23 protein-coding genes are annotated in these 23,158 nt (G+C 72.1%); 8 read left to right on the top strand and 15 right to left on the bottom strand.

Annotation, left to right across the window (positions count from 1 at the left end; translation table 11 throughout):
* Positions 1-41: 41 nt before the first annotated feature.
* Positions 42-1,109 carry an RNA ligase (ATP) gene (locus ACGFYN_RS08350; protein WP_393864990.1) on the top strand — a complete coding sequence of 356 codons (1,068 nt, stop codon included), beginning with the start codon at positions 42-44 and terminating at the stop codon, positions 1,107-1,109.
* Positions 1,110-1,144: 35 nt separating this feature from the next.
* On the opposite strand, the gene soxR is transcribed toward ACGFYN_RS08350, so the two are convergent.
* Positions 1,145-1,630, bottom strand: coding sequence for a redox-sensitive transcriptional activator SoxR (soxR, locus tag ACGFYN_RS08345; RefSeq protein WP_393864989.1), 486 nt, complete (start codon positions 1,628-1,630; stop codon positions 1,145-1,147).
* 108 nt (positions 1,631-1,738) lie between these two features.
* On the opposite strand from soxR, the gene ACGFYN_RS08340 reads away from it, so the two are divergent.
* Positions 1,739-2,200 (top strand): MaoC family dehydratase, encoded by a 462-nt coding sequence (locus ACGFYN_RS08340; RefSeq protein ID WP_393864988.1) that lies wholly within the window; start codon positions 1,739-1,741, stop codon positions 2,198-2,200.
* 9 nt (positions 2,201-2,209) lie between these two features.
* Here the strand turns inward: ACGFYN_RS08340 and ACGFYN_RS08335 are convergent, their stop codons facing one another.
* The 3 genes from ACGFYN_RS08335 to ACGFYN_RS08325 all read right to left on the bottom strand — a co-directional run bounded on the left by ACGFYN_RS08335 (position 2,210) and on the right by ACGFYN_RS08325 (position 4,389).
* The gene (locus ACGFYN_RS08335) at positions 2,210-2,833 is read right to left on the bottom strand and encodes a TetR/AcrR family transcriptional regulator (RefSeq protein ID WP_393864987.1); all 624 of its coding nucleotides are present in this window, start codon (positions 2,831-2,833) and stop codon (positions 2,210-2,212) included.
* A 69-nt stretch (positions 2,834-2,902) separates the two neighbouring features.
* The gene (locus ACGFYN_RS08330) at positions 2,903-3,148 is read right to left on the bottom strand and encodes a YiaA/YiaB family inner membrane protein (protein WP_393864986.1); all 246 of its coding nucleotides are present in this window, start codon (positions 3,146-3,148) and stop codon (positions 2,903-2,905) included.
* An 89-nt stretch (positions 3,149-3,237) separates the two neighbouring features.
* Positions 3,238-4,389 (bottom strand): acyl-CoA dehydrogenase family protein, encoded by a 1,152-nt coding sequence (locus ACGFYN_RS08325; RefSeq protein ID WP_393864985.1) that lies wholly within the window; start codon positions 4,387-4,389, stop codon positions 3,238-3,240.
* Positions 4,390-4,478: 89 nt separating this feature from the next.
* Here ACGFYN_RS08325 and ACGFYN_RS08320 point away from each other — a divergent pair, with 89 nt between their 5' ends.
* The 3 genes from ACGFYN_RS08320 (at position 4,479) to ACGFYN_RS08310 (ending at position 6,960) form a co-directional block, all read left to right on the top strand.
* A complete protein-coding gene (locus tag ACGFYN_RS08320) occupies positions 4,479-5,120 on the top strand; it encodes a TetR/AcrR family transcriptional regulator (protein WP_393864984.1) in 642 nt (213 codons plus the stop codon).
* A gap of 46 nt (positions 5,121-5,166) precedes the next feature.
* Entirely contained in the window at positions 5,167-5,883 is a 717-nt protein-coding gene (locus ACGFYN_RS08315) for an ArsR/SmtB family transcription factor (RefSeq protein ID WP_393864983.1), read from the top strand.
* A gap of 126 nt (positions 5,884-6,009) precedes the next feature.
* Positions 6,010-6,960, top strand: coding sequence for a DMT family transporter (locus ACGFYN_RS08310; protein WP_393865322.1), 951 nt, complete (start codon positions 6,010-6,012; stop codon positions 6,958-6,960).
* A gap of 42 nt (positions 6,961-7,002) precedes the next feature.
* On the opposite strand, the gene ACGFYN_RS08305 is transcribed toward ACGFYN_RS08310, so the two are convergent.
* The 10 genes from ACGFYN_RS08305 to ACGFYN_RS08260 all read right to left on the bottom strand — a co-directional run bounded on the left by ACGFYN_RS08305 (position 7,003) and on the right by ACGFYN_RS08260 (position 19,069).
* Positions 7,003-8,085 carry a zinc-binding dehydrogenase gene (locus ACGFYN_RS08305; protein WP_393864982.1) on the bottom strand — a complete coding sequence of 361 codons (1,083 nt, stop codon included), beginning with the start codon at positions 8,083-8,085 and terminating at the stop codon, positions 7,003-7,005.
* A gap of 12 nt (positions 8,086-8,097) precedes the next feature.
* Positions 8,098-9,486, bottom strand: coding sequence for an aldehyde dehydrogenase family protein (locus ACGFYN_RS08300; RefSeq protein ID WP_393864981.1), 1,389 nt, complete (start codon positions 9,484-9,486; stop codon positions 8,098-8,100).
* A 117-nt stretch (positions 9,487-9,603) separates the two neighbouring features.
* A complete protein-coding gene (locus ACGFYN_RS08295; protein WP_393864980.1) occupies positions 9,604-10,947 on the bottom strand; it encodes an ABC transporter ATP-binding protein in 1,344 nt (447 codons plus the stop codon).
* Between the two features lie 181 nt (positions 10,948-11,128).
* A complete protein-coding gene (locus ACGFYN_RS08290) occupies positions 11,129-11,836 on the bottom strand; it encodes a class F sortase (protein WP_393864979.1) in 708 nt (235 codons plus the stop codon).
* Positions 11,826-12,500: a hypothetical protein gene (locus ACGFYN_RS08285; RefSeq protein WP_393864978.1), complete on the bottom strand. Its 675-nt coding sequence runs from the start codon at positions 12,498-12,500 to the stop codon at positions 11,826-11,828. The genes ACGFYN_RS08290 and ACGFYN_RS08285 overlap by 11 nt, the downstream gene beginning before the upstream one ends.
* Before the next feature lie 102 nt (positions 12,501-12,602).
* The gene (locus ACGFYN_RS08280; protein ID WP_393864977.1) at positions 12,603-13,847 is read right to left on the bottom strand and encodes an MFS transporter; all 1,245 of its coding nucleotides are present in this window, start codon (positions 13,845-13,847) and stop codon (positions 12,603-12,605) included.
* A 32-nt stretch (positions 13,848-13,879) separates the two neighbouring features.
* Entirely contained in the window at positions 13,880-15,307 is a 1,428-nt protein-coding gene (locus tag ACGFYN_RS08275) for a CitMHS family transporter (protein ID WP_393864976.1), read from the bottom strand.
* A gap of 133 nt (positions 15,308-15,440) precedes the next feature.
* Positions 15,441-17,693, bottom strand: a complete 2,253-nt coding sequence (locus ACGFYN_RS08270; protein WP_393864975.1) for a molybdopterin oxidoreductase family protein — start codon at positions 17,691-17,693, stop codon at positions 15,441-15,443.
* A gap of 156 nt (positions 17,694-17,849) precedes the next feature.
* The gene (locus tag ACGFYN_RS08265) at positions 17,850-18,467 is read right to left on the bottom strand and encodes a TetR family transcriptional regulator (protein ID WP_393864974.1); all 618 of its coding nucleotides are present in this window, start codon (positions 18,465-18,467) and stop codon (positions 17,850-17,852) included.
* Positions 18,464-19,069 (bottom strand): hypothetical protein, encoded by a 606-nt coding sequence (locus tag ACGFYN_RS08260; protein ID WP_393864973.1) that lies wholly within the window; start codon positions 19,067-19,069, stop codon positions 18,464-18,466. The genes ACGFYN_RS08265 and ACGFYN_RS08260 overlap by 4 nt, the downstream gene beginning before the upstream one ends.
* A gap of 189 nt (positions 19,070-19,258) precedes the next feature.
* On the opposite strand from ACGFYN_RS08260, the gene hmgA reads away from it, so the two are divergent.
* The 3 genes from hmgA to ACGFYN_RS08245 are packed head-to-tail and all read left to right on the top strand — an operon-like array spanning position 19,259 to position 22,576.
* The gene (gene hmgA, locus ACGFYN_RS08255) at positions 19,259-20,599 is read left to right on the top strand and encodes a homogentisate 1,2-dioxygenase (RefSeq protein ID WP_393864972.1); all 1,341 of its coding nucleotides are present in this window, start codon (positions 19,259-19,261) and stop codon (positions 20,597-20,599) included.
* A 26-nt stretch (positions 20,600-20,625) separates the two neighbouring features.
* Entirely contained in the window at positions 20,626-21,375 is a 750-nt protein-coding gene (locus tag ACGFYN_RS08250; protein WP_393864971.1) for a GntR family transcriptional regulator, read from the top strand.
* Positions 21,376-21,415: 40 nt separating this feature from the next.
* Entirely contained in the window at positions 21,416-22,576 is a 1,161-nt protein-coding gene (locus ACGFYN_RS08245) for a type ISP restriction/modification enzyme (RefSeq protein WP_393864970.1), read from the top strand.
* A 268-nt stretch (positions 22,577-22,844) separates the two neighbouring features.
* On the opposite strand, the gene ACGFYN_RS08240 is transcribed toward ACGFYN_RS08245, so the two are convergent.
* Positions 22,845-23,114: a hypothetical protein gene (locus ACGFYN_RS08240; protein ID WP_393864969.1), complete on the bottom strand. Its 270-nt coding sequence runs from the start codon at positions 23,112-23,114 to the stop codon at positions 22,845-22,847.
* Positions 23,115-23,158 lie beyond the last annotated feature (44 nt).

Below are 23,158 nucleotides of genomic sequence, written 5' to 3'. Positions count from 1 at the left end.
GATGAAACACGCCTGAGAACCATCTGCCGAGGGGACCTTTGATGTCGACGCTCCGCGTCACCGCCGAAGTGCTGACGATCCACGAGCATCCGAACGCCGACGCGCTCGACCTGGCCCAGGTGGGCCTGTACCGGGCGGTCGTCGCCAAGGGCGCCTACCGCACCGGCGACGCCGCCCTCTACATCCCCGAGCAGTCCGTGCTGCCCGCCGGGCTGATCGAGGAGCTGGGGCTGACCGGGCGGCTGGCGGGCGGCAACGCGGACCGGGTGAAGGCGGTCCGGCTGCGCGGCGAGCTGTCGCAGGGCATCGTGTGCCGGCCGACGGCGCTCGCGGACGTCGACCTGGCGCGGGCCGCCCTGGACGGCACGGACTTCGCGGAGCTGCTGGGCATCACCAAGTGGGTGCCGCCGATCCCGCCCACGATGAACGGCGAGGTCGAGTCCGCGCCCGATCTGCTGCCCTGGGTCGACATCGAGAACATCCAGCGGTTTCCGGACATCTTCGCAGCGGGCGAGGATGTGGTCCTGACCGAGAAGCTGCACGGCTCGGCCTGCCTGCTGACGTATCTCGCCGACGAGGACCGGGTGCACGTCTCCTCCAAGGGCTTCGGCGCCAAGTCCCTTGCCCTGAAGGAGGATCCGCGCAACCTGTACTGGCGTGCGGTGCACGGCCACGACGTCGCCGGGGCCGCGGCCCGGCTCGCCGAGCGGCTGGGCGCGCGCCGGGTCGGCGTCTTCGGCGAGGTGTACGGCGCGGGGGTCCAGGACCTGACCTACGGCGCCGACGGGCGCCGCGAGACGCTCGGGTACGCCGTGTTCGACGTCAGCGCGGAGATCGACGGCACGGTCCGGTGGCTGGACGCGGCCGAACTGCTGGGCGGCGAGCTGCCGTTGGTGCCCCGGCTCTACGAGGGGCCCTACGACATCGAGCGGATGCTGGGGATCGCGAGCGGGCGGGAGACCGTGTCCGGGCGGGAGCTGCATCTGCGCGAGGGGGTCGTGATCCGTCCGGCGGCGGAGCGGTACAGCCCGGTGACCGGCGGCAGGGCGATCGCCAAGGCGGTCAGCGCCGCCTACCTGACGAGGAAGGGCGGCACCGAGTACGAGTGAGCCGGGCCGGGCGGCAGGTCCACCGCCGACCCGGCTCAGTTCTGCTCCTGCCGCTTCCGGCTGCCGCCCGGCTCGACCATGAGCCGCGAGCCCGTGCGGCTCTGGCCGAACACGTCGTCCGGGTTGGACAGGACACAGGTGTCCAGCGACAGACAGCCGCAGCCGATGCAGTCGGTGAGGTGGTCGCGCAGACGGTTGAGCTGCTTGATGCGCTCGTCGAGCTCGGTGCGCCAGGCCTCGGAGAGACGGGCCCAGTCCTCCCGGGTCGGGGTGCGCTCCTCGGGGAGCTCGGCGAGCGCCTCACGGATCGTGGCCAGCGGGATGCCGACGCGCTGCGCGGCCCGTACGAAGGCGACCCGGCGCAGCGCGTCCCGGTGGTAGCGGCGCTGGTTGCCCGTGGTCCGGCGGCTGCTGATCAGGCCCTTGGACTCGTAGAAGTGCAGGGCGGAGACGGCGGCGCCGCTCCGCGCGGCGAGCTGGCCGACCGTGAGCTCGTGGATCTTCTCGGGAATCTGGGGCACCCCTCGAACCCTACCCACCCCTCCCCCGTGGTGGTCCGTTGACATCGAGTGCGCACCCGACCATGCTAAGCAGTTGCTTAGACATTGCGAGGCATGGGAGGCCGGGACATGGCAGAGCCGAGGATCTTCAGGTCCGTCGACGAGCTGAAGGCGGCGGTGGGCGAGCAGCTGGGGTACACCGACTGGCTGGAGATCGACCAGAAGCGGATCGATCTCTTCGCGGAGGCCACCGGGGACCACCAGTGGATCCACGTCGATCCGGAGAAGGCCGCGGCCGGGCCGTTCGGGACCACCATCGCGCACGGCTATCTGACCCTCTCCCTGCTGCCGCTCTTCGGCCCGCAGCTGATGGGCGTCGAGGGCGTGCGGATGGGCGTCAACTACGGCACCAACAAGGTCCGTTTCCCCGCGCCGGTGCCGGTGGGCTCGCGGCTGCGGGCCACCGCGCGGATCAGTGGCGTCGAGGACGTGCAGGGCGGCGTCCAGGTGGCCGTCGCCTACAGCGTGGAGCGCGAGGGCGGCGAGAAGCCGGTCTGCGTGGCCGAGTCGGTGGCCCGCTTCTACCTCTGAGCCCGGCGGCTACTTGACCCCCACCATGCGCAGCACGAGGTCGGCGTAGAGCGCGCCGACCTCGTCCGGCGTCCAGGGGCCGTCCACGTTGAACCAGCGGGCGACGTCGATGCAGAGCGACAGGACGGCGAGGGTGGTGCCCTTCACGTCCAGCACGTCGAACTGGCCGGCCGCCACGCCCTCCTCGATGACCGCGCGCACCTCGGCGTCGCACTGCCGGCGCAGCGCGAGGATCTCCTCGCGGGCGTCGGGGCCGAGCGAGTCCAGCTCGTACTGCACGACCCGTGCGGTCGTACGGCCGCCCGCGTGCCAGCGGACGAAGGAGCTCACCGCGTCCGCGAGCCGCTCGGTCGCGGTGCCCTCGCGCCGGGCCGCCGTCTGCAGGATCTCGAGCGCCTTGGCGTGACCGATCCGGCTGATCCGGTGCAGCAGCTCTTCCTTGGTCTTGTAGTGGATGTAGAGCGCGGCCGGGCTCATGCCCGCGCGGCCCGCGATGTCACGGGTCGTGGTGGCGTGGTACCCCCGCTCGGCGAAGGCCTCCACCGCGGCGACCAGCAGTCGCCGGGCCGCGTCGGGCGTGACCTCGCCCCACGCGGACGCCTCGCCGCCGGCCGTCTCCTCCGCCGTACTCATCGCTCACCTCTTCTGCAGACAGGGACCTCACCATACCGCCACAGGTGAGCGAGCGCTTAGTGTGCCCGCTCAGAGCTTTTCGAAGGGGTGGTAGGCGCGCTCCGCCACCTCCTGCCGGTCGCGGATCACCTTGGCGAGGGTGAAGGCGGAGGTGACCAGGTACAGGACGGCGATGGCGAGGAACGCCCGCACCCAGGCGTCGGCGTTCAGCTTGAAGATGCCGATGGCGGTCGCGGCCATGGCGACGGCGAAGGAGGCGACCGCCTGGCCGTAGAAGGCGGCCGTGTTCTGCTGCTTGCCCGGTGTGTCACTCATGGGGACAAGGATCGGCGGACGCGGCCGGACCCACATCCGCCGTGATACTCAGCTCGGCTACTCAGACGGCCGCCGTCCCCGGACGTTTTTCAGAAGGCCGAAACCCCGGTCAAGGCCCGCCCGATGAGCAGTTTCTGGATCTGGCTGGTGCCCTCGTAGAGGGTCATCACACGGGCGTCGCGCAGCAGTTTGCCCGCCGGGTACTCGTCGATGTAGCCGTAGCCGCCGAAGACCTGGAGAGCGTTGTTGGCGGCGCGGACCGCGGCCTCGGAGGCGAAGAGCTTGGCCTTGGAGGACTCGACCGCGAAGGGCTGCCCGCGGTCGATCAGGTCGGCCACCCGCCAGGTGAGCAGCCTCGCCGCGTCCACGTCGACGGCGATGTCGCTGATCAGCTCCTGCACCAGCTGGTGCCCGGCGATGGACTTGCCGAACTGCTCGCGCTCGCCCGCGTACTTCACCGCCACGTCCAGCGCGGCCTGGGCTATGCCCACGCAGCCCGCCGCGACCGACATCCGCCCTTTGGCCAGGGCGGACATGGCCACCGAGAAGCCCTTGCCCTCCTCGCCCAGCATCGCGGAGGCGGGGACGCGCACGCCCTCCAGGACCAGTTCCGCGGTGGCCTGGCCGCGCAGGCCGAGCTTGCCGTGGATGGTGCGGCGGGTCAGGCCGGGGCTGTCGGCGGGCACCAGGAAGGCCGAGACGCCCTTGTGGCCGGGGGCGTCGGTGGAGCGGGCGAACAGCAGCACCACATCGGCCCAAGTGCCGTTGGTGATGAACATCTTGGTGCCGTCGAGCACGTAGTCGTCGCCGTCGCGCACCGCGCGCGTGGAGAGGTTCCCCGCGTCGGAGCCGGTGCCCGGCTCGGTCAGGCCGAAGCAGCCGACGTACTCGCCGGAGGTGAGCCCGGGCAGCCACCGCCGCTTCTGCTCCTCGTCCCCCCAGGCCGCGATGGTCTTCGCGACCAGCCCGAGCGAGACGGACACGATGCCGCGCACGGAGGAGTCACCGCGCCCGAGCTCCTCCGTCACCAGGCAGTACGCGAGGTGGTCACCGCCCGAGCCGCCGTACTCCTCGTCGACCGTGAGGCCGAGGAAGCCGACCTCGCCGAGCTTCTTCACCAGGGACCGGTCGACCTCCTCGGCCCGGTCCCAGTCGATGACGTGCGGGGCGATCTCGCGGTCCACGAAGTCCCGGGCGAGCCGCCGGACGGCGGTCTGCTCCTCGCTGAGCTCCAGGTTCATGCCGAGTCACCCCACAGTTGACGGACCTTGAAAGCCGTACATTTAAATTAGCACTGCTAGTTTCCGAGTGCAGCCCTACTATGTGCGCCATGGCCCGACCGCGCAAGCCCTTGCTCAGTACCGACCGCATCGTCGAGACGGCACGTGCGCTGGTGGACGCGGAGGGTCTCGCGGCCGTCTCCACGCGCCGGCTCGCCGCGCAGCTGGGCGTGAGCGGACCCTCGCTCTACAACCACTTCCGCACCAAGGACGAGATCCTGGAGGCGGTCGCCGACTCGGTCAGCGCGCAGGTCGACCTGTCGATGTTCGAGGACGGCCGGGAGTGGCGGACCGCGCTGCACGACTGGGCGGTCTCCTACCGGAACGCCCTGCGCGACCACCCCAACATCGTCCCGGTCCTCGCCACCGGGCCCGGCCGCCGCCCGGCCGGACTGCGCCTCGCGGACGCGGTCTACGGCGCGATGGTCGACGCCGGCTGGCCGCCCGCGCAGGCCACCTCCATCGGCGCCCTGATGCGGTACTTCATCATGGGCTCCGCCCTCGGCTCCTTCGCCGGGGGCTTCGTGGACGACGCCAGCGCCTACGACCCCGCCGACTACCCGCACCTCGGCCAGGCCCATCTGCTCGCCGAGCAGCAGGAGAAGATCGACGAGCGGGCCTTCGAGACGGGTCTCACGGCGCTGCTCGACGGGCTGGTGCAGCAGTACGAGCAGGCCCGGCGGACCGCCTGAGACAGTTCGGCCGGCGCCGAAGCGTCCGTGCCGCATCCTGGGATGCATGACCACCAGGGATCCGCAGGCACCGCAGCTGGCCCGGCTCGCCGGGCTGATCGCCGACGAGACCCGCGCCGTGTGTCTGCTGGCGCTGCTCGACGGGCGGGCCTGGACCGCGAGCGAGCTGGCACGGCACGCGGGCGTCGCCGCGTCGACGCTGAGCGAGCACCTGGGCAAGCTCGTCGCGGGCGGGCTGCTCACCGAGGAACGGCAGGGCCGGCACCGGTACGTGCGCCTGGCCGGCACCCGGGTCGCGCAGCTCGTCGAGGACCTCGCGGCGCAGGCGGCCCCGGCCGATTCCGTACGACCGCGGCCGCGCACGCTGCGGGAGTCGAGTGCCGGGGCGGCGATGGCGCGGGGGCGTACCTGCTACGACCACCTGGCGGGGCGGCTGGGGATCGCGGTCACCGAGGCGCTGACGCTGCGCGGGCTGCTGCGGCAGGACACGGGGTTCGCCTTGACGGACGCGGGAGTTCGGTGGTTCGGCGCCACGGGCATACCGCTCGAACGCAGGGGGCGACGTCCGCTGGCACGCGCCTGCCTCGACTGGACCGAGCGGCGGCCGCATCTCGCGGGTGTCGCGGGCGCGGCGCTGTGCCGGCATGCGCTGGATGCGGGGTGGTGCGTGCGGATCGGCTCGGAGCGTGCGGTGAAGGTGACCCCGGCGGGTGAGGGGGCACTGCGTGAACTGCTGGGCATCAGCGCCGATTCGCTGCGCTGAGTCCTGCCTGTGCGGGTGCGTCGTGGCTGGTCGCGCGGTTCTTCGCGCCCCTGGCGGCGCCGCGCGAACCCCCCGTCCGAAATCCGCGAGCCCTTCCTTCTTTTCCCTCCTAGCCTCTGGAGCATGATGAACCTGCGTCGTTCCGAGCTGCTTGCCCCCGGTGCCGCCCTGGTCACCGTCGTGCTGTGGGCCTCCGCCTTCGTGTCGATCCGCAGTGCGGGGTCCGCCTACTCTCCGGGGGCGCTGGCGCTCGGGCGGCTGCTGTCCGGGGTGCTGGTGCTCGGGGTGCTGCTGGTCGTCCGCGGGGAAGGGCTGCCGCCGCGGTCGGCCTGGCGCGGGATCGCGATATCCGGAGCACTGTGGTTCGGCTTCTACATGGTGGTCCTGAACTGGGGCGAGCAGCAGGTGGACGCCGGTACGGCGGCCCTGGTCGTGAACACCGGCCCCATCCTCATCGCGCTGCTGGGTGCGCGGCTGCTCACCGATCCCATGCCGCCTCGGCTGCTCGCGGGCATGGCGGTGTCGTTCGCGGGCGCGGTTGCGGTCGGGCTGTCGATGTCGGGCGACGGCGGCTCCTCGGTGCTCGGGGTGGTGCTGTGCCTGCTCGCGGCGGTCGGCTACGCGGCGGGGGTCGTCGCGCAGAAGCCGGCGCTGGGCAGCGCGAGCGCGCTTCAGGTGACGACGTTCGGGTGCCTGGTCGGCGCGGTGGGCTGTCTGCCGTTCGCCGGGCAACTGGTCGGCGAGGCCGCCGACGCGCCGGTCTCCGCGACCCTCAACATGATCTACCTGGGCGTGTTCCCGACCGCGCTCGCCTTCACGACCTGGGCCTACGCCCTGGCCCGTACGACCGCCTCCCGCATGGGCGCGACCACGTACGCGGTGCCCGCGCTGGTCGTCCTGATGTCGTGGCTGGCGCTCGGCGAGGTGCCGGGGCTGCTCACGCTGGGCGGCGGTGTGCTCTGCCTGGCGGGCGTGGCGGTGTCGCGGTCCCGGCCGAGGAGGGGGCCGGCCCTACGGGCCGCGGCGCCGGAGGAGGCTCCGGAGCCGCAGCCCGAGGGCGCCCGCGAATCCGCGTGAACGCGCCCTGCCCGCAAGGAACTTGACGGACGGCGGGGGGTGCTAGAAGACCACCAGCGCCCTGCCGCCCTTGCCCGCCAGCATGTTCTCGAACGCCGCCGGGATGCCCTCCAGACCGATTCGCTCCGTCACCAGGGCGCCCAGGTCCAGTCGGCCGGCCCGGACGTGCTCGGCCAGCACCGGCAGGTCCTTCGCGGGGTCCGAGTTGCCGTACACGCACCCGGCCAGGGTCCGGCCCCAGTGGAAGATCTCCAGGGCGTTGAAGGTGACCTGCTGGTCCTTGCCGCCGATGCCGACGACCGTCGTACGGCCGCCGCGGCGGGTGGAGTCCCAGGCCGTGCGGATCGTGGCCGCGCGGCCCACGCACTCGATGGCGACGTCGACGCCCTGCTTGTCCGTCAGGCCCCGGATCTCGCGGGCCGTCGTCTCGGAGGCGAGGACGTAGTCCGTGGCGCCGGCGCCGCACGCCAGCTCCTCCTTCTCGGGTGAGACGTCGACGGCGACGATACGCGCGGCACCCGCGATCCGGGCCGCCTGGAGGGCAGCCAGGCCCACTCCCCCGACGCCGTACACCGCCACGGTCTCCCCGGCCTCCACCCGCGCCGAGTGGTGGACGGCTCCGTAGCCGGTGAGGACCGCGCAGCCCAGCAGGGCGGCGTCGGTGAGCGGGATGCCGTCGGGGAGCGGCAGGACGCAGGACGCCGGTACGACGGTCTCCTCCGCGAACGCGGCGACGTTCAGGCCGGGGTGCAGGTCCGAGCCGTCCGAGGCGCGGTGGGCGTAGACGTCGGCGGCGCCGTTCAGGGCGTTGGCGCAGAGCCACACCTCGCCGAGCGAGCAGGCGTGGCAACTTCCGCAGGACGGCGCCCAGTTGAGGACGACATCGGCGCCCGGCGCGACATCGGTGACACCCTCGCCGGCGGCGACGACGGTACCCGCGCCCTCATGGCCGAGGACGGCGGGGACCGGCACCCTCATGGTGCCGTTGGACAGGGACAGGTCGGAGTGGCACACCCCGGCCGCGGCGAGACGGACCCGGACCTGACCGGGGCCGGGGTCCGGGAGGTCGATCCCGGTGATCTCCAAAGGAGCGCCCACGGCGGGGAGAACTGCTGCGCGAACCACGGGAAGGCTCCTTCAGAACTGGAGGGACTTGGTCTGCAGGTACTCGGACAAGCCGTGCGCGCCGAGTTCACGGCCGACGCCCGACTGCTTGTAACCGCCGAAGGGGGCAAGGGGGTTGAAGCGGCCGCCGTTGATGTCGACCTGGCCGGTCTGCATACGGCGGGCGAAGGCGACGGCCTCGTCCTCGTCACCGGCCCAGACGGCACCGGCGAGGCCGTAGACCGTGCCGTTGGCGATGCGCAAAGCGTCCTCCTCGTCCTCGTAGGGGAGGATCGACAGGACGGGGCCGAAGATCTCCTCCTGGGCGATGGTCATCTCGGGCGTGACGTCGGCGAAGACGGTCGGCGACACGAAGTAGCCCTGCTCGCGCGGCGATTCGGGGCCGCCGGCGACCAGCCGGGCGCCCTCCGCGACACCCTTCTCGATGTAACCGCGCACCCGCGCCTGCTGCTTGGCGTTCACCACCGGGCCGATGCGCTCGCCGTACTTGGCGGCGGCACTCGCAGCGAGACCGACCGCCTCGTCGTACCGGTCGCGGTGCACCAGCATCCGGGTCCAGGCGCTGCACGTCTGGCCGGAGTTGGACATGACGTTGGCGACGCCTACGTTGACCGCCTTCGAGAGGTCGGCGCTCGGCAGGATGACGTTGGCGGACTTGCCGCCCAGCTCCAGGGCTACGCGCTTGATCGCGGCACCCGCGGTCGCGCCGATCCGCCGGCCGACCGCGGTGGAGCCGGTGAAGGAGACGAGGTCGACCTCCGGGTGCTCGGCCAGCGCCTGGCCGGCGACCGGGCCGAGACCGGTGACCAGGTTGAACACCCCGGCGGGGACGCCCGCTTCGTGCACCGCCTCGGCGAAGAGCTGGGCGACCAGCGGGGTGTCCTCGGCGGGCTTGAGCACCACCGTGCAGCCTGCCGCGAGGGCCGGGGCGACCTTGGCGACGATCTGGTGCAGGGGGTAGTTCCAGGGCGTGATCGCACCGACCACGCCGACCGGCTCCAGGTGCACGGTCGAGTTCCCGGCCTGCTCCTCGAAGGCGTAGGTCGCCGCCAGCTCGGCGTAGGAGCCGGCCACCGCGACCGGCACGGCCGCGTGGACGTTCTGCGAGAACTTCAGCGGCGAGCCGAGCTCGGTGGTGACCGTCTCGGCGATCTCCTCCTTGCGTGCCGCGAGGACGTCCCGGAGGGCGGCCAGCCGGGCGCCCCGCTCGGCCGGCGGGGTCGCGGCCCAGGCCGGGAAGGCGGCGCGGGCGGCCCGTACGGCCTGGTCGACGTCGTCGGCGGTGCCCGCGGGTACCCGGGCGACCACCTGCTCGTCGACCGGGTTCACGACCTCGATCGTCTCCGTGCCGACGGCGGGGCGCCAGGCGCCGCCGATGTACATGCCGTCGTGTGCCTTCATGGTGCTCCTCCGGGGGCGGGGTGCGTCGTGCGCGTCAAACCTACCGACGCCCCATAAACTAGCGACGATAGTTTTCCGGCGCCAGACGTCCCCTGTCCGAGAGCCTCCGGGAGCCCGCTACTCGTCCAGATCGGGCAGCCGCGCCGGGGACGGGCAGATCCGTTCGCCATGCTGGTCGAAGACGAACAGATGGGCCAGGTCGACCAGGAGCGGGACCTGCATACCGTGGCGGAGTTCGATGTCGGGGGTGGTGCGGACCACGAGGTCGCCCGGGAGGCGGACCTCCGTCGCCGCGGGCTCGGGACCCGGGTCCCCGGCGTCGTCCATGACCACCACCGGCCCGGCGCGCAGGGCTTCCGCCCGCTCCCGGATGCGGGACAGCACGGACGTGCCGCCGTCCCGGCGGCGCCGCCGGGAGGGCCGTGCCGCGGGGCGCGGCGCCTCGAGATCGGGTACGACGGCGGGCCGGGAACCGGTGTTGAAGTGCACCAGGATCTCGTGCCCCTGGAACTCCACGTGCTCCACCAGCCCGGTGAGCGGCACCTCGCCGGTGCGGGCGGAGGCGTGCTTGGCGATCCGGACGGCCTCCGAGCGCAGCCCGACGATCACCTCCCGGCCCTGCTGCACCCGCAGCAACTGGTGGTCCAGGGTGAGGGGTTCGGGCAGCCGGAGATACTGCTTGCCGAGGCTGATGGTCATCGCACCGTCCAGCGGGGCCCGGACCACACCGCGCAGCAGGTTGATGCGCGGTGTGCCGATGAAGGCGGCGACGAAGACGTTGCGGGGCAGGGCGTAGACCACGCGCGGTGTGCCCACCTGCTGGAGCACCCCGCCGCGCAGCACGGCGACCCGGTCGCCGAGCGACATCGCCTCGGCCTGGTCGTGGGTGACGTAGACCGTGGTGACGCCCAGTTCCCGGGTGAGCTTGGAGATCTCCGCCCGAAGGTGGTTGCGCAGCTTGGCGTCCAGGTTCGACAGCGGCTCGTCCATCAGGAAGGCGGAGGGATGGCGGGCGATGGCCCGGCCCATCGCGACGCGCTGGCGCTCACCGCCGGAGAGCTGACTCGGGAAGCGGTCGAGAAGTTCCTCGATGCCCAGCATGCGGGCGGTGGCGTCCACGCGCGGGCGCGGGTCCTCCCCCGGGTTCTCCACGCGCAGCGGGAAGCCGATGTTGCCGCGGCTCGTCATGTTCGGATAGAGGGCGAAGTTCTGGAACACCATCGCCATGTTCCGGTCGGACGGGAGCAGGTCGTTGCCGTACTCGCCGTCCAGCAGGAGTCTGCCCTCGGTGATCTCCTCCAGCCCGGCGATCATCCGCAGCACGGTGGACTTGCCGCAGCCCGACGGCCCGAGCAGAACGAGGAACTCGCCCGGCCTGATGTCCAGCGACAGCCGGTCCACCACGCGAACACCTCGCGTGTACGTCTTGCTCACGTCGTGCAGGGAGATGGCGCGTGTCATGACACTGCCCCCGGAGGCGTTCTGAGCGAGTGCTGGTGCTCGGCGGCAAAACGGCCCGTGCGGGTCGTACGGGCTGTGAGTCACGGAAGTTAACGGACCGTACCGACTCAACGGAAGACACACGACACAATCGGCCCCTCCGTTCCGCCCAGTGAGAAACCGGGCGCGCCGCTCCGCCGCGTCAGCGGGTCGCGGTCAGATGGGCGAAGACGACGACGTTGCTGGTGTAGCCGGTCCTGCGGCTGAACAGCCCGCCGCAGGTGAGCACCCGCAACTCGGGGCGCTTGCTGGGGCCGTAGACCTCCTTGTCGGGGAAGCGGGACTTGTCGAAGACCCGCACCCGGTCCACGGTGTAGACCGCGGTGCGGCCGTCCAGGCGCCGGGCCTCGACGGTCCTGCCGGGGCGCACCTGCGCGAGCGCGGCGAAGACCGCGGCGCCGGTCCTGGTGTCCCGGTGCCCGACCGCGATGGCGGTGCCGGCCTCGCCCGGCGAGGCGCCGTCCTGGTACCAGCCGACGAGCTTGGGCTTGTCGAGCGGCGGTGTCTCCAGCTGATGGTCGGCGCCGACCTTCACGGCGACGATCGGCGCGTCGATGCCCAGGGACGGTACGCGCAGGCCGGTCGCCGGCGACCGGGGCAGCGGGTCGGGCGGCGGGGTGGGCTTGGCCGACGGGCTCGGCTCGGCGGCCCCGGGACGCTGGTCGGCGACGCCGGGCACCGGGTCGGCGGGCGCGCCGGCGGCCGGTCCCCCGGCCCGGACGGACGGGACCGGGTGGTGGTGCCCCCCGCACCGGACGACCGTCACCAGGACGGCCACGATCAGGGCCGTCCTGGTGAGGCGGTAGGCGCGGGTCCGGTGCCAGGGCCTGCGTCTGCGCCTAGGAGGCACCGTGCGAACGGCGGCGGATCAGCGTGCGGACGTACACGGCACCGCCGACCGCGACCAGTCCGACGCCCGCCGCCGCGCTCAGCGGGGTGTACGACTGCACGGTGTCGACGAGGCCGCCGCCGCCGGCGTGGACACCGCCCCTCGGCCCGCCGTCCTCGTGCCCGGCCCCGGGGCCGTGATCCTCGATCGTGCGGTTCGGTCCCTGCTGCCCGTGTTCGTTCCTGCTGTGGCAGCCGACCGTGAAGACCTTCTCCTTCGGAGGGGTGGCCGCCGCACCGGGCAGGGTCGGCGGAACGGTCCACTGCAAGGTGTACCTGCCGTCGGCCAGGCCTAGCGTGTCGGTGTGACCGGCGCCGCCGGCCAGGGAGATCGTGCCGCTCACCGTGGCCGCGGTGGGCAGCGGGGGCTGCGCCGTGATGGTGTAGTCGACGCTGGCCACCGTGCCGAAGTTGGCGGCATCGAGGTAGAACTTGCAGACCTCGGGATCGTCCTTGGAGACGCCGTAGGGCACCCGCTCATTGTGGATCCTGATGTCGGCACCGTCACCGGGGGCCGCCACGGCGGCCGTCGTCCCGAGCCAGGAGGCCCCGGCCGCGGTGAGTACGGTGAGGGCAGCCGCGGCTCCGAGACGGGCGCCGACGGACGGGGGCATCAAGGTGGGCATGGATGTTCCTCCGAGTCAGACGATTTTCATACAAATCGCTCTTTCACCTGACTCTCTTTCACATCCACCCCGGGACCAGGGTGACCACCGCCCGACGCGCCGTCACATGTCGCTCGACCGGCGCAACGGCGCCCCCTGCGGGCGCTTCCCGGCGGTGCCCCGGGCCACCTGACCGCCGCCCGGGGCGGCCGGCGCGCGCAGCGCACTGTCCGCCGACAGCATCAGCAGGGCTCCGAGCATGACGAACGGCGCCGCCACTCCCGCGACCCCGGCGACCAGGCCCGCCGCGGCGGGCGCGGCGACCTGGCCGAGGCGGTTGCCGGTCAGGCGCAGCGCGAGGGCCGTGGAGCGCGCGTCGTCGGGAGCGGCCTGCACGACCGTCGTCATGGACAGCGGCTGACCGACGCCGAGGCAGAACCCGAGGGCGGCCAGCAGCACGCCGAGCGCCCACACCGGCATCGGCAGCGCGATCCCCGCGCACAGCAGGGCCGCCAGCAGACAGGTCACGGTGAGCAGCGCGGGCCTGCCCAGCAGCCGCAGCAGCGGTGTGAGCACCAGCCGGCAGGCGATGGTGGCGCCCGCGCGCACGCTGAGCAGGACACCGATCACCGAGGGCGCGATGCCCCGGTGCTCGCCGACCACCGGCAGATAGGCGGTGAGGATGTCGGTGGCCGACAGCACCGAGAGGCTGACGAGCATGCCCGCGGGCACCCCCCGGGCGCGCAGGATGCCGCCGACCGGGACCCGGGCGCGTGCACCGGCCGGCGACTCGATCGCCGTACGGTCCTCGATGCGCCACAGCGACGTGAACGCGACCGCGGCTCCCGCGCCCGCCACCAGCAGGGCCTGCGCGCTGGTGCCCGACATGTCCGGGCCGCCGATCAGCACGCCGGCGGCGATGGGGCCGACCAGTTGGCCGAGCGAGGCGCCGATGGTGAAGTGCCCGAAGTTGCGGTCCTGTTCGTGCGGGGCGGACTGGCGCGCGACGAGCGACTGGGAGCCGATCACGAAGCAGAGGTGGCCGAGGCCCATCACCCCGCTCCAGACCGCCATCGTCCACAGCGAGCCGGCCACCCCGCTCAGCGCGCAGCCACCGGCGATGAGCACCACGCCGACCGGCAGCAGGGGTGCGCAGCGGCCGTGGTCGGTGCGGCGGCCCAGCGGTACCGCGGCGAAGAGTGGTAGCAGGGCGTAGACGCCTGCGACGACACCGACCGCGCGCTCGTCGGCGCCCAGCGCGAGGGCCCGGTAGGAGACGGCGGGCCGGGCCATCGACACCGCCCCCTGCGCGAAGCCGAAGGCGATGACGAGGCGGAGCAGCCAGCCGCGGTTCCCACCGGGCCTCATGGTCAAGTCCTCCAGAAGATGCGTGCGGTGGATCAGATGATGCCGAACAAAATTCCTGCCCCGAGGATCACCAGTGATGTGAGCACGGCCCACTTCACGACGAACCTGGTGTGGTCGCCGAACTCGACCTTGGCCATGCCCACCAGGACGTACACGGCCGGGACCAGCGGGCTCGACATGTGCAGCGGCTGGGCGATGAGCGAGGCGCGGGCGATCTCCAGCGAGGAGACGCCGTGGGCCTGTCCGGCCTCGGCGAGGACGGGGAGGATGCCGAAGTAGAAGCCGTCGTTGGACATGAAGTACGTCAGCGGGATGCTCAGGATGCCGGTGACGAAGGCCATGTGCGGGCCCATGCCGTCGGGGATGTTGTCGACGAGCCACCTGGCCATGTGGTCGACCATGCCGGTGCCCTGGAGGACGCCGGTGAAGACGGCGGCGGCGAAGACCATGCCGGAGACGTTGAGGACGTTCTCCGCGTGCGCCGCGATACGGGCCTTCTGGTCGGGCATGTGCGGGAAGTTGACGGTCAGCGCGGTCGCGGCGGCGAGCAGGAACAGCACCGGGATCGGCAGCAACTCCATGATCATGGCGGTGAGCAGGGCCACCGTGAGCAGCGCGTTGAACCAGTACAGCTTGGGGCGCAGGGTGGGCCGCTGCGGGTCCAGGCCCTGGAAGCCCCCGCTCCCGTCCTCGTCGTCGCGGTCCTCGCCGGCGAGGTCCGCGTCGGTGCCCGAGCCCGAACCGCCGCTGCGCGCCGGGGACTTGCCGCGGCCGGCGCCGCTGCCGGAGCCCACCAGCACCGTCTCGGTCTCCTTCTCCTCGACCAGGACCTCGTCCAGCGTCAGCACGCCGAGCCGCTTGCGCTCGCGGCGGCCGAGGACGTACGAGAGCGCGAGGACGAAGAGCAGGCCCGTGGCGAGCGCCGGGATCATCGGCACGAAGATGTCGCCGGCGTCGAGCTTGAGCGCGGTGGCGGCACGGGCCGTCGGACCGCCCCACGGCAGGGTGTTCATCACGCCGTTGGCCATGGCGGCGACACCGGTCATCACGACCAGGCTCATCTTCAGGCGCTTGTACAGCGGGTACATGGCCGAGACGGTGATCATGAAGGTGGTCGAGCCGTCGCCGTCGAGCGAGACGATCGCCGCGAGCAGGGCCGTGCCGACGACGATGCGCAGCGGGTCGGCCCTGCAGAACTTCAGGATTCCCCGGACGATCGGGTCGAAGAGGCCGACGTCGATCATCACGCCGAAGTAGACGATCGCGAACATGAGCATCGCCGCGGTGGGGGCGAGGCTGGTGACGCCGTCGATGACGTAGTCGCCGAGCTTCGCGCCCTTTCCGACGAAGACGCAGAACAGCGCCGGGATCAGCACGAGCGCCGCGATCGGCGACATCTTCTTCAGCATGATCAGGACCAGGAAGGTCGCGATCATGGCAAAGCCGAGGAGGGTCAGCATGAGTGGATACCTAACGTTCGCCCTTGAACATCCCACCGGGCAGGCGGTGCGACGACGTTAGGTCCGTCCAAACGGCGTTAACAAGACGTTGACGTGCGAGCAATAAGCGCAAAACTCCAGGTCAGGGCTTTGCTCAGGTCAGCGACATGATCGATTCGGCCACGGCCGTGACCTCCACCGGCACTCCGTTGAGGACCGCGTTGCCCGAGAGCGGGTCGAGCAGGCTGCCGTCGAGGAGCTGGTTGACGTTGACGCCCGGGTCGGTCGCGGCGTGCCTCATCCGGGTGCCGGGCCGGTCGTGTCCCCAGCCGTGCGGCAGGCTCACCACGCCGGGGCGCACCCCGTCCGTGACCTCGGCCGGGGCGGTCACCTCTCCCCCGGCACCCTTGACGCGGACGGCGGCCCCGTCCCGCACGCCGAGGCGCTCGGCGTCCTCGGGGTGGATGTGCAGGGTGCAGCGGTTGCTGCCGCCGGTGAGGGCGGGGACGTTGTGCATCCAGCTGTTGTTGGAGCGCAGATGGCGGCGGCCGACGAGGACGAGCTCGTCCGGGAGCCGGTCCAGCGCTTCGCGCAGCCGCGGCAGGTCGTCCGCGATCGGCCGCGGCAGCAGCTCGACCTTGCCGCTCCTGGTCTTCAGCGGCTGCGGGAGGCGGGAGCCGAGCGGGCCGAGGTCGATGCCGTGCGGGTGCGCGAGCAGCCGCTCCAGCGACAGCCCGTCGGGCCGTACGCCGAAGCCGTCGCCGTAGGGGCCTAGGCGCAGCATCATGTCGAGCCGGCGCTCGGGGCCGCTCACACCGGTGAGTTGGCCCGTGAGTTCCTGCGGGTCGCGGCCGTGCACGGGCGAGTGGGGCTCCTTGACGGCCTTGCCGAGGGTCTGGCCTATGACCATGTCGTCGACGGCGGACGGGTGGGCGCCGTGCATGCCGGTCGCCGCCAGGATCAGCCGGGCGAGGATCTCGGTCTCGGCCATGCGGCCGGGCTCCAGGGGAACGGCGGGGCGCGTGTAGCGGACCTGGTTGCGCACCGCGAGGGTGTTGAAGGCGAAGTCGTGGTGCGGGCTCTGCGAGGGCGGGGGCGGCGGCAGCACGACGTGGGCGTGGCGCGAGGTCTCGTTGAGGTACGGGTCGACGCTGACCATGAAGTCCAGGGAGTCCAGGGCCTTGTCGAGCCGGTCGCCGTCGGGCGCGGACAGCACGGGGTTGGCGGCGACGGAGACGAGCGCCCGGATCGGCTCACCCTCATCGGTCGCGGTGTCGATCTCCTCGGCGAGCGCGGAGAGCGGCAACTCCCCCTTCGCCTCGGGGTACTTGCTGACCCTGGAGTGCCAGCGGCCGAGCCCGAAGCCGTGGCTCGGGCCGGCCGGGCGCGGCGTCCGGTCGGTGGCCGCCTGCGGGAAGAGGGCGCCGCCGGGCCGGTCGAGGTTGCCGGTGAGGATGTTGAGGACGTCCACGAGCCAGCTGCCGAGGGTGCCGTACGGGACGGTGCAGCTGCCGATGCGGCCGTAGACGGCGGCGGTGGGGGCGGCGGCGAGTTCACGGGCGAGCGTACGGGTCACCCCGGCGTCCACGTCACAGGCGGCGGCGACGGCCTCGGGCGTGAACTCCCTTACTGCTGCGCGCAGTTCGTCGAGGCCCTCGAGGTGCGGGGTCAGCTCGCCGAGGTCGACGAGGTCCTCCTCGAACAGGACGTAGGCCATCGCCGCGAGCAGGAGCGCGTCGTTGCCGGGGCGGATCGCGATGTGCCGGTCGGCGAGCTTGGCGGTGCGGGTGCGGCGCGGGTCGATGACGGTGAGCGTGCCGCCGCGCGCCTTGAGGGCCTTCAGCTTGCCGGGGAAGTCGGGGGCGGTGCACAGACTCCCGTTGGATTCCAGCGGGTTGGCGCCGATGAGGAGCAGGTGGCCGGTGTGGTCCAGGTCCGGCACGGGGATGGCGTTGGCGTCGCCGTACAGCAGTCCGCTGGAGACGTGCTTGGGCATCTGGTCGACCGTGGAGGCGGTGAAGACGCTGCGGGTGCCGAGGCCGGCGAGGAGGACCGGCGGGTAGAGGGCGCCGGCCATGGTGTGCACGTTCGGGTTGCCGAGGACGACGCCCACCGCGTTCGGGCCGTACCGGTCGACGACGGGGCGGAGGCCGGCCGCCACCGCGTCGAAGGCCTCCTCCCAGGTGGCCTCGCGCAGCTCGCCGTCCTTGCGCACGAGGGGGGCGCGCAGCCGGTCGGGGTCGCCGTCGACAGCGCCGAAGGAGGCGCCCTTGGGGCAGATGAATCCCTTGGAGAAGACGTCCTCGCGATCACCGCGGGCGCCGGTGACACGGGTCCCGTCGATGGTGAGGGTCAGCCCGCAGGTGGCCTCGCACAGGGGGCAGATACGCAGAGCGGTGCGGGACACGGGTCCTCCCGGTGGGCGGTGACGGCGCCAGGGCACGGCCGAGCATACCGACCGGTTGGCATGTTGGGGAGGCCTCTCGGGGACGACGTCGAAAATTCGCGGGCCGCTCGCCGGGGCCCGTGCGGGCGCCACGGACCCGGCACAGGGGGCGGGACCTCAGTCCAGCACCCGCGCCAGATACGCCTGGAGCAGCCCCCGCGCCTCCTCGATTATTTTCGCGTCGCCGTCGGGCGCCATCCGGAAGGCCAGGTGGACGAGGGTGTCGGCGGTCTCCACCGCGATGAGGAACGTACGGCGCAGATCCTCGTCGGGCTCCCGGTCGAGGTAGCCGGAGAGCAGGTCGGTGAGACGGTCGGCGACGCGGTGATTCGGTTCGGCGTTGCGGGCGCCGACCGGGATCTGGTTGCCGAAGTCGACGAGGGAGAAGCCCGGTGCGGTGCGCTTCATCGCCAGGTACTCGTCGAGCACGGCGTCCATCGCCGAGCGCCAGCCCCCGTCGCCGGCCCCCTTCAGCCGCTCGGTGACCTGCTCGCTGAACCGCTCGAGATTGCGCTGGGCGAGAGCGTCGACCATCTGCCGTTTGTTGCCGAAGAAGCGGTAGACCGAGCCGATGGGGACTTCCGCGCGCAGGGCGACGGCCCGGGTGCTCAGGGCGTCGTAGCCGACCTCGTCGAGGAGTGCGGCGCAGGCGTCGAGGATCCGGGTGAGTCGTTCGGCGCTGCGCCGCTGCACGGGCGCACGGCGTAGCGATGTCGCGTGGGGCACGGACTTCATGATGCCCTTCCGGCGCGCTCCGGAGAACCTCGCCCCCCGGTCCGCGCATAACCGCCGGTCGCACTCAGCGCGGTCGGGTCCGAGGGACCCCCCGGCCTGCCCGCCGCCTCCGACGCCGTGATGTCGGCCGTGCTCTCGATCGGACGGCCCTTCACGGCCCATACGGTGCCGTCGTCGGCGTAGAGGCGCGCGGTGACGTGGTGGGTGCCACGCGGGACGAGCCGGGCCGCAAGACGGCAGTTCAGACCGCGGAGCCGGCTGACGAGCCGGTCGTCGACGAAGACGTACGCGACACCGCGGCCGGCCGTCGCCCGTGCCTTCGTACCGCCGGGCGAGAAGCGGAAGTTGCGGACGGTCAGGCGCACGTCCCAGGTGTCGCCGGTGTCCGGCTGCACCTGGATGCCGACCTCGGGCGCGCCCTTCTTCTGCACTTCACGGTAGTGCCGCCCCTCCTTGTCCGTGTTCCCCAGGACCTTGCCCACCGGCGAGGTCGACTCCCCGTTCCTCCCCTCGTGCGCAGCACTGGAACCGCAGCCCGCGGATCCGGTCAGCAGCAGGACACAGACCGCGAGCGCGGCGAACAGACCCCGCGTCCACGACATGCCCGGAGACTAGAACACCGGTCCGACAGCCGGATCCCCCTGGAGTCGGGTTCTCGCTCCTCCCTGACGAGGAGGCCCGGAAGGAGACCTGGTGAGGAGGCTCCAGGCCCTCTTGCGCCGGCCGAACCTCAATCCTACGGTGATACATAGGAATCAGATCAGACCGCAGCAGTCCGCAAGGGAGCGACGATGAGCGGGGAAGCGCGCAAGACGGCCGAGGGGCTGACCTACCTCTCCGGCTTCGGCAACGAGCACAGTTCCGAGGCCGTGCCCGGTGCCCTGCCCGAGGGCCGCAACTCACCCCAGCGCGCACCGCTCGGGCTCTACGCGGAACAGCTCAGCGGGTCGGCGTTCACCGAGCCGCGGGCGCACAACCGCCGCTCCTGGCTGTACCGCATCCGCCCGTCGGCGGCGCACCCCGCGTTCACCCACACCCACAACGGCTGGATCCGCACGGCCCCCTTCACGGAGTCCGTCCCCGATCCCAACCGGCTGCGCTGGAACCCCCTCCCCGACCCCGCCGACGGCACCGACTTCCTGGCCGGCCTGTGGACCGTGGGCGGCAACGGCGACGGGACCCAGCGCACCGGCATGGCCGTGCACCTGTACCACGCCAACTCCTCGATGGACCGTGTCTTCAGCGACGCGGACGGCGAGCTGCTGATCGTCCCGGAGCGGGGCGGGCTGCTGCTGCACACGGAGTTCGGGCTGCTGCACGTGGAGCCGGGACATGTGGCGCTCGTCCCGCGTGGGGTGCGCTTCCGTGTGGAGCTTCTGGACACCGCGTCCGACGGCGGCCGGAGCCCGACCGCCCGCGGCTATGTCTGCGAGAACTACGGCGCCCCCTTCCAGCTCCCCGACCTCGGCCCGATCGGCGCCAACGGACTGGCCAACGCCCGGGACTTCAAGGCCCCGGTCGCCGCGTACGAGGACGTCGAGGGCCCGGTGGAGGTGATCAACAAATTCTGCGGCAACCTCTGGAAGGCCACGTACGAGCACTCGCCGCTCGACGTGGTCGCCTGGCACGGCAACCATGTGCCGTACGTCTACGACCTGCGCCGTTTCAACGTCATCGGCACCATCTCCTACGACCACCCGGACCCCTCGATCTTCACGGTGCTGACGTCCCCGTCGGACACCCCGGGGCTGGCCGGCGTCGACTTCGTGGTCTTCGCGCCGCGCTGGCTGGTGGGCGAGGACACCTTCCGGCCGCCGTACTTCCACCGGAACGTGATGAGCGAGTACATGGGCCTGATCGAGGGCGCATACGACGCGAAGGCGGAGGGCTTCGTGCCGGGCGGGGGCTCGCTGCACAACATGATGTCGGCGCACGGCCCGGACCGGGAGACGTTCGACCGGGCGAGCGCGGCCGAGCTGAAGCCGCAGAGGGTGGACGACGGGCTGGCGTTCATGTTCGAGACCCGCTGGCCGGTCACGCTCACCGCGCACGCGGCGGACGCCGACCACCTCCAGCAGCACTACGACGACGTGTGGCGGGGCCTCGAAAGGCATTTCCGGCCCTTGCACTGAAGATCCCCGACCGGTACGGATGGCCCGTGACCTCCTTCGCCCCGGACTCGATCGTCCTGAACCGCAAGCTGCCGCTCTGGTACCAGGTGTCGCAGTCCCTGCGCGCCTCGATACTCGGCCGCTCGCCGCAGGACCCCCTCCGCCTGCCCACCGAGGAGCAGTTGGCGGAGCACTACGGGGTGAGCGTGCTGACCATGCGGCAGGCGCTGAAGGAGCTGGAGGACGAGGGCCTGATCACCCGGCACCGGCGCCGGGGCACCTTCATCGAGCCCGACGCCCGCAGGGGCGCCCCGGTGCGGCTGCTCGGCTCGGTGGACGCGATCGTCGCCCAGCAGTCCGGCATGACGACCGAACTGCTGGGCCACGGCCACGCGCCCGCGCCGCCCGAACTCGCCGAGTTCTTCCCGGAGATCGAGGAGGTGGCCACCTACCACCGCCTGCGCAGCGACGAGAAGACGGGTGAGCCGACCAACCACGCGCACAACTACGTGCGGCCGGACGTGGCCGCCCGGATCGACCCGGCCGACCTGCTGCGCTGGCCGATGACCAAGGTGCTGCGCGACGTCGTGCGGGCGGACATCAGCCGGATCACGGACACCGTCGAGGCCCGGCTGGCCGATCCGGAGACGGCACGGCTGCTCCAAGTCCCGCTGCTCAGCCCGATCCTGCACTACACGGGCGTGACGTACGACGCCGCAGGGCGGGTGCTGGACGTCGCGGTGATCCACTACCGCGGCGACCGCTTCTCCTTCACGGTGACCCTGGACGCCACCTGAACCCGCTGTCCCCGACCCGCCGCAGGCGACAGGCCGTACGATGCCCAGCGTGACGCACGACGACGCTCCGCCGCTGGCGGACCTCATGCCGTGGTCCGTCGCACCGCCGCGGCTCGGCCGGAGGTGGCCGACGGGCCCCGATGCGGCATCCCTCAGAGCCCGCTGGGACGCCCTGCTGAAGGCCGAGGGCCCGGACCGGGAGACCCTGTTCGAGCCGACCCGCTCGCGCACCCTGCACTCGGCGGTCGGCCAGCTGCCGGGCCGGCCGAGCGGCACGCAGAAGCTGATCCGCGCCACGGGCCCCGCCCCGGAGCCGGTGCGGGTCCTGCCCGCGCCCTTCGACGAGCAGTGGTTGCTGCCCGATCATCGCCTGATCGACAGCGCCCGCCCCGAGCTGTGGCGGGTGGCGGACGAGCACCAGATCTTCGTCGTGGAGAGGCCCTCCGGGACGGGCGGCCCGCAGTTGCTGGCCACGTCCCACGTCCCGCTCCTGCGCCCCGGCCGTATCCGCCCGCTCTTCCGCCGCCCCGGCGGCACGGAACCCAACCTGGCGCCGGGTCTGCTCGACCACCTGGGCACCCGCCTCGGCCACTCCCCGACCCCGCCGGACCTCCTCGCCTGGATCATTGCGGTGGCCCGTCCGGACCTGACTGTCCCGCTCACCGAGGACGCCGAACTCTTCTCGCGCGGAGTGGAGTTGGGCCGCCGCGTCCTGTGGCTGATGCGCCGCGACGGCGACCGCCCCAAACTGCCCGGCGGCCGCCGACCGTACGTCCGCGCCCCGCTGCCGTCCCGCCCGCTCGTCATCGACTACGACCGTGACGAGGAGACCCTGCTGCTCGACGAGGGCCGCATCTCGCCGGTGCCGCCCGAGGCCTGGGACTTCGAGACGGCCGGGGTCCGGGTCCTGGAGCAGTGGTTCACCGCGCGGACCGCGGAGCCGGAGCCGGGCACGCTGGCCGCGATCCGTCCGGCCACCTGGCCGCAGAACTGGACCTCCGAGCTGCTGGAGCTGATCACGGTTCTGGCCCTGCTCGCCGAACTGCGGCCGCAGCAGGAGGAGTTGACGGTGACATCACCCGTCACGGCGTCCGAGCTGCACAAGGTTGGGGTGCTGCCGCCGGCGGAGGCGGCCCGCAGGCCCGCCTCGGTCCTCGATCACCACGAGGAGGGGCCGGAGGGGCAGTTCGCGCTGATCTAGCCGGGCGGGAGCCTGATCCGGCCGGGCGGGAGCCGCTCGCGGTGCGGAGGTACGCGTGCGGCGAGCGGTGAACGGTCCACCCCCATGGGGGAGTTGAGAGCCGTCGGGGCCGGATGGGGACGGCATGGCACGGACCGCGGAGGGGCCCGCGCCCGGTGTCGCACCTGGGCATCGCTGCAGTGCCGGGGATGACGGAGACGAGTGCGCAGCGATGCGCCGGGACGGTGCGGTCACCCGGGGACGGGCCCGCGAGGAGCGCCGGTGTGGCTCAGCGCCCGCCGAACAGCGAACGGCGCAGTCGGCGCAGCGGTGCGAAGAGCAGGACACGGCTGATCCGCTTCCCCCTGGCACTGCGCTCCTGCGGGGTGTCGCGCGCGGTGAGCTCACGCATCAGCGAGGTCGCCTCGGCAACCTTCTGCTGCGGCACGGCGGGACCCGACAGCACCGAGAGATGCCGGTCGAGGCGCGAGCTGGTCGCGCTGCTCCCGCACGTGATCGCAGGGACCCTCGCCCTGCTGCGCACTGTTATCTGTTCCATGTCACTCCCCACCCGTACGAGTCCACCCGGCCCGGGCAGAGTAA

The sequence above is a fragment of the Streptomyces sp. NPDC048419 genome (genome assembly GCF_043200415.1).
Taxonomy (GTDB): domain Bacteria; phylum Actinomycetota; class Actinomycetes; order Streptomycetales; family Streptomycetaceae; genus Streptomyces.
The sequence above is the reverse complement of the archived record's forward strand: the minus strand, read 5'-3'. Positions and strand labels throughout refer to the sequence as shown.